Consider the following 5,515-nt stretch of genomic DNA (forward strand, 5'->3'; position numbering starts at 1 on the left):
GCCCTTTGGGTTGTCCTGTTCGGCATCTTCGCATATTGCTGGCCCGAGCCCGTCCAATTCCTCGGCAAGGGAATGAAATGGTTCTTCGCCCTGACCATGTTCGGGATAGGCGTCGTGCTGAAGCCGGGCGACTTCCGCGTTTTCGCGCAAAAGCCGTGGCTGGTCGTAGTGGGCTGCTGCGCCCAATATACGCTCATGCCGTTCGGGGCGTTTGTCGTCAGCAGGCTTTTCCGCCTGCCCCCGGAATACGCGGTGGGCCTGATCTTGACGGGCGCGGCCCCCGGCGCCATGACCAGCAATGTCATGAGCTATCTCGCCAAGGCGGATGCCGCCTATTCGGTGTCGTTGACTACGGCTTCGACCCTGGTCTGCCCCCTCATGACGCCGGGATTGACGTACCTGCTCGCGGGCGCGGCTATGGACGTGCCCTTCCTTGACATGTTTCTCGACCTTGCCCTGACCGTCGTGGCGCCGCTGCTGGCGGGCTTTGCGCTGCGCTACGCCGCGGGCGCGCGGATGGACGCCGTCATCGAGGTCTTCCCCGCCATCTCCGCCACGTTCATTGTTTTCATCTGCGGCGTCGTCATTGCGAGCAACCGCGGTGCGTTGCCCTCTATCACGGCCACGCTGTCGGACGTAAAGGGCCAGGCGGTGTTGCAGGCGGGCATCGTGATTCCTCTGATAATTGTCGCCCTCTTCTTTGCCGACTTGCTGCTTAATCTTTTCGGCATGGCGGCCGGCTATGGCGCGGGCGTGCTCTTCCGCATGCCCGTGGAGCGCCGCCGTACTCTGGCCATCGAGGTCGGCATGCAGAACGCCGGACTTGGCGTCGTGCTCGCTCAGGAACACTTCGACGAGAAAGCGACGCTGCCCGCGGTCTTCTTCGTGTTTCTGTGCATCGTCACGGCGAGTCTATTGACCAGTTATTGGCAGCGCACCGGCGGCAGCGCCAAATCCCCCAGATGACGGCGCCGCGAGGGGAACAAGCTGATGATGGGAACGGCCCTTCGGCAACAGTCCGGTTCTATGGCGCGGGGCGCGCACGCACCTAGCGGAAATCGTAGGCGGTCCGTGCACCCGTGACGGCATCGCTGCTCAATGCCGCGCGATGGTCAAGGTAGAACACATAATCCACCGGCTCGCGCAAGACACGCGCAATGCGCAGACTGAGCGCCACGGAAGGATTGAGCCGTCCTTTCTCAATCGCGAGAATGGTCTGTCGTGTCACCTCGACTTCCGTGGCCAGGTCGGCTTGACGCATGTTGAGGCGTGCGCGCAGTTCCTTCACGCGGTTTTTGAGCTCATATTCCGATTTCATACGCCCCATTTTAGAGAAAACCGAGCCTTTTGTCAAGCGATTACTTCCGGTTTTCGATGGTTCGTAAAGAGAATACCCGGCGAAGAGGGCGACAGCCAACGGTTGCACCAGCGGGGCGAGGCTGCTATACTGCGAATTTCTGCCGTGCGGCACGTGTTATGTAGCCTGTGGTGCAGGGGTCTAATTGAGGAGGCCGGGGGTCCATGAGGGTTCGGAACCAAGCATCGTGAGCAGGGCTAAGTACTATTGCGGCATAGACTTCGGCACGACCAACTCAAGCGTGGCGCTGGCGCGCGACGGCTTGGTGCGCGTGCTTGACCTGGACCCCGTGAACGACAACCCGGCGTCGCTTCCGTCGCTCCTGTATATCACGAATGGTGGTAAGCATATTGTCGGCCGGGCCGCGGCGGACGCGTTCATAGACCGCAACGTGGACCGCGAAGTGCAATTGAAGCAGGTTGACCTGGGCGTGGCTATCGAAGCCTATGTCGGCGGGGAACCGGATAAGAGCGAAACCTACCGGCCGCCTGCGGCGCCGACGGACATTCGGGAAGGGGTCCGCGCGCATGCTACGGTCGAGGTCAATTCTCCGGGCCGCCTGTTCCAGTCATTGAAGACGCAGTTGCGCCACGCCGCGTTCCGGGGCACGGAGGTCTTCGGCACCCAGTACCAGATTGAAGAACTGGTGGCAAGCATCCTGCGGCGCATTAAGGAGACAGTCGACCACACCGCGGGCCATCCCATCGAGAGCGCCGTATTCGGGCGCCCGGTGCGCTTTTCCACGCACGACGAGGAGAACGACATCGCGCAACGCAGGCTCGAAACGGCGGCGCGTCTTGCCGGGTTCAAGGACGTTGTGTTCTTCTATGAGCCGGTCGGCGCCTGTGTGGAATACGCGCTGACCGTTGAACAGCGGCAGCGGCTTATGGTCGTGGATATCGGCGGCGGCACGTGCGACGTGTGCGTCATGGAGTTCGGCGGGGCGCACGGCGCGGCGGAACGGCTCGCCGAGAGCCGCATACTCGGCGTCTCCGGCGTCCCGGTAGCGGGCGACGCCATTGACCGCGAGATCATCAAGTCGAAGTTGTTTCCCATCTTCGGCAGCCGCGCGCGGTATGGGCCGTCCAAGCTGCGCATTCCGCAATATATCTACAACGAAATCCTCGACTGGCAGAACCTGTACAAGCTCAACACGGAAGAGATGATCCATTGGTTTCTCGCCATGGAGGCGGATTGTACGGCGCCCGAGGCGATACGCGCGTTACGGCTCCTGATCCAGCGCAACTACGGGTATCCGGTCGCGCGCGAAGTGGAATCGGCGAAGAAGCGCCTCTCCTGGGAAGAGCATGCGGAAATCCGGCTGCAATTGGACGAAGTGACCATTCACGAACGCCTGGAACGCGAGGAATTCACCCATATCATTGAATACAACCTCGAACGCATGATGCAGAGCATCGAGGAAGCCGAAGCGGCCGCCCAGTTGCGTCCGCAAGACATCGACCTTATCTTGACTACAGGCGGCACAAGCCTTATTCCCGCAATACGGCATATGCTTGCGGAAAGATTCGGCTCCGAACGCTTGCTGCCGCGCGACACCTTTACGAGCGTAGCCACAGGCCTCGCCACCGTCGCGCAATACTGCTAGTATCGCGGACAGGGCAGGCGCGGCACAGGAACGCGCCGCGTTCAGGCGTCCGTGTCGTCGAACAGATTTTCGACCAGCGCGATGATGTTGTTGACAATGAGGATGATGCCGTTGAAGACGCTGATGATCCCCAACATGAAATCGAACACATCGTTCGCGTCATATTTCATGGGCCCAGTTTCCTTCTGCACCGGTTCGTGTGTGAGCGGACGCAAACACCGCCCACGCTGCGTTCCATCATATTCGGACCGCGCGCAATTCTTCAAACCCTGGGTTCCCCAGATTATTGCCCAGGTCGCGAACCGCGGCCAGAATACGCCTGCTATTGACGTTTCGCCGGAAGCGCGGTATGTTCTTATAGGAGGCCGGGTTGCGGCCGGCCGGCGGTGGAACGAGGACCGCGCATGACACGAAGCCAATTGCACGCGGAGCGGAAGCGCGCTGAACAACTTGTCGCGGAACAGCGCTATACCGAAGCGGCGGAGATATACCGGGCGGTGCTGGCGGAGGATGATTCCCATGCAAGAACCTGGTACGGCATGGGATACTGTTTCTACAAGCTCGGCAATCTGGACCAGAGTCGGCTTTCATTGCGCGAGGCTTATCGGCGCGGATACGGCCCCGCGGACGTTATGCTGCGGAGGATACGCGACCGCATCGCCGCGGACGCGGGCGCTCCCGCCTTGGTTGCCGCTTCGCCCGTGGTTACGCCGAGGCCGGTCTCTGGATTGCGGGAGATGCGCGGGGGCAAGCAACCGGCTGCTCCGGAAACGCGGAACGAAGCGGAGGCCGTGCAGGCGCAATCGGTCCGCCGCCTCCTGGCGCACAAAGAGGCGCTGCGCGCGCAACTCGACGACCTCTGCCTCAGCCTCGCGTTGAAGGCCGAGGTCTTGCGCGCCACCGCCGCATGGCCGCAGACGATTGCCCTGCGTCAGGCGCGCGCGGCACTGGAAAAGGCGGAGCGCGACCTCGAGGAACGGGGCAAACTGCTGCGGCAGGCCCGCGAGAAGTATCACAAGAAGAAGGCAGGTCATCGCGAGCGGCTGGCGCAGTTCAAGGAGACTCTGGCGCCTTTCGAGGCCGCCGTACAGGCGGCGCAAGCTAAGAACGTCGCCATCCAGGCGGAAATCACCGCCGCGCACGAGGGCATCCGGGCGGCGCTTCAGGCGGGCACGGGAATCGCCGACCGTAAGGACAGTCCCGTTGCCCGATTCGAGGAGGCCCGTGCCGGGGCGGCGCAATCGCTTGCCAAGGCGGAACGCGAACTCGAAGAGGCGCTGGCCGCACGTGCCGAACACGCCCTTGCGTTGCAGACGGAGGAGCATGCTTGGCGCAAGGAGCGCGGGCGGCTGAAGCAGAACATTCAGGAAGTGGAGACGGGATGTCTGCATGCGGAAAAGACGGCAGAGGCGGCGCGGGCCGCGTATCGCGACGCCCTGCGGAATCTCGGCCGGGCGGCGCTGATGGCGCCGGACCAGCTGCCGCAACTTGCCGAGCGTTGCGCGGAAGGGGAGCATCTCTTGCGTGCTATCGCGGAAGCCGGCGGGAAACTCGACCGGAAACGCGACAGACCCGAGCGGAAGAGCAGCGCAGGCGGTCATTGATTCACCGGCCCGGTTCACGAATGCCGCTTCTCGCCCGCGTAGCAGCGGGCGCAACGACGGCGCGAGCGTGGGCCTCGTATTCCTCTTCGTTGTTCCGGCGGACCATGGCCCGCGGTCGCTGCCGTGAAGCCGGCGGATGGGTTTGCGCCGGATTGAAACTTCCCGACGCACTGCCTCGGTCTAAACACACAATTGAGCAATACCGTCTTGTGTGTGCGCAAACTCTTGTCTGCCGTTGCTCTTGCGAAGGCGGGTGCTTGTGCGTTCTTGCTCGCGCTGCTTGCCCCGCGATAAGAAGGTCGCCGGGCAGCAAGCCGCCGCACAGGAAACACGGCAATATGTTGGCGAATCTATTGAACAGTCCCCTTGGCGCGATGAACCGGAGACCTCCGCAGCGTCACATACCCTCCCGGAAGGAGGGCGGTGCGCATTCCCGCCCATCCTCCGTTCCACACCCTGCGCGTAACGCTCCAGTATAATCATTTGGAAGGGAGAGTTGGTCTGGGCGCCGGAAAGGTCAGCCGCGTGCCGCACGACAGGACTAGTAAGATGTACAGCATTCTTGTAGTGGATGATGAACCGAGCATACGCGGTGCGATCGCGCAATGGTTCACCCTGCGCGGATATTTCGTCGAGACCGCCGCGGACGGGCAGGTGGCCGTGGACATGTGCAAGGAACGCAGGTATGACCTCGTGACCATGGACCTGGAGATGCCAAGGCTGTCGGGGCGGGACGCGATTCCCGTCATTCGCGGAATCGCGCCTGAGACGCCCATCCTGATCGTTACCGGTTTCCCGCAAACAGGCGAGGACTTGATGGAGGCCGGAGTAGTCAAGGTCATCACTAAACCCTTGCGTCTGCAAGACCTCGAACGCGAAGTCCGCGGGATGCTGGAGGCTTGCGCCTAGCCACGAACCGAACCCGGTTGTTTCCTCCCGCACCCTTCC

5 protein-coding genes are annotated in these 5,515 nt (G+C 62.4%); 4 read left to right on the forward strand and 1 reads right to left on the reverse strand.

What is annotated here, in order from left to right:
• Positions 1 to 966: bile acid:sodium symporter family protein (locus KA184_22895; GenBank protein ID MBP8132437.1), on the forward strand; the 966-nt coding region annotated here is incomplete at its 5' end.
• Between the two features lie 82 nt (positions 967 to 1,048).
• Here the strand turns inward: KA184_22895 and KA184_22900 are convergent.
• Positions 1,049 to 1,318: a helix-turn-helix transcriptional regulator gene (locus KA184_22900; GenBank protein MBP8132438.1), complete on the reverse strand. Its 270-nt coding sequence runs from the start codon at positions 1,316 to 1,318 to the stop codon at positions 1,049 to 1,051.
• Positions 1,319 to 1,544: 226 nt separating this feature from the next.
• Here KA184_22900 and KA184_22905 point away from each other — a divergent pair, with 226 nt between their 5' ends.
• From KA184_22905 to KA184_22915, 3 genes are all read left to right on the forward strand, one after another.
• A complete protein-coding gene (locus KA184_22905; GenBank protein ID MBP8132439.1) occupies positions 1,545 to 2,963 on the forward strand; it encodes an Hsp70 family protein in 1,419 nt (472 codons plus the stop codon).
• Positions 2,964 to 3,367: 404 nt separating this feature from the next.
• Complete coding sequence (locus KA184_22910; GenBank protein MBP8132440.1) at positions 3,368 to 4,567, forward strand: tetratricopeptide repeat protein; 1,200 nt, start codon at positions 3,368 to 3,370, stop codon at positions 4,565 to 4,567.
• 549 nt (positions 4,568 to 5,116) lie between these two features.
• Positions 5,117 to 5,476: a response regulator gene (locus KA184_22915; protein MBP8132441.1), complete on the forward strand. Its 360-nt coding sequence runs from the start codon at positions 5,117 to 5,119 to the stop codon at positions 5,474 to 5,476.
• Positions 5,477 to 5,515: the final 39 nt, after the last annotated feature.

The organism is Candidatus Hydrogenedentota bacterium, from assembly GCA_018005585.1.
Classification (GTDB): Bacteria; Hydrogenedentota; Hydrogenedentia; order Hydrogenedentales; family JAGMZX01; genus JAGMZX01.

What these genes read in the sequence shown, in the direction of transcription:
- KA184_22915 (MBP8132441.1), top strand. Translation starts at nt 5,117, where the DNA reads ATGTACAGCATTCTTGTAGTGGATGATGAACCGAGCATACGCGGTGCG.
- KA184_22910 (MBP8132440.1), top strand. Translation starts at nt 3,368, where the DNA reads ATGACACGAAGCCAATTGCACGCGGAGCGGAAGCGCGCTGAACAACTT.
- KA184_22900 (MBP8132438.1), bottom strand. Translation starts at nt 1,318, where the DNA reads ATGAAATCGGAATATGAGCTCAAAAACCGCGTGAAGGAACTGCGCGCA.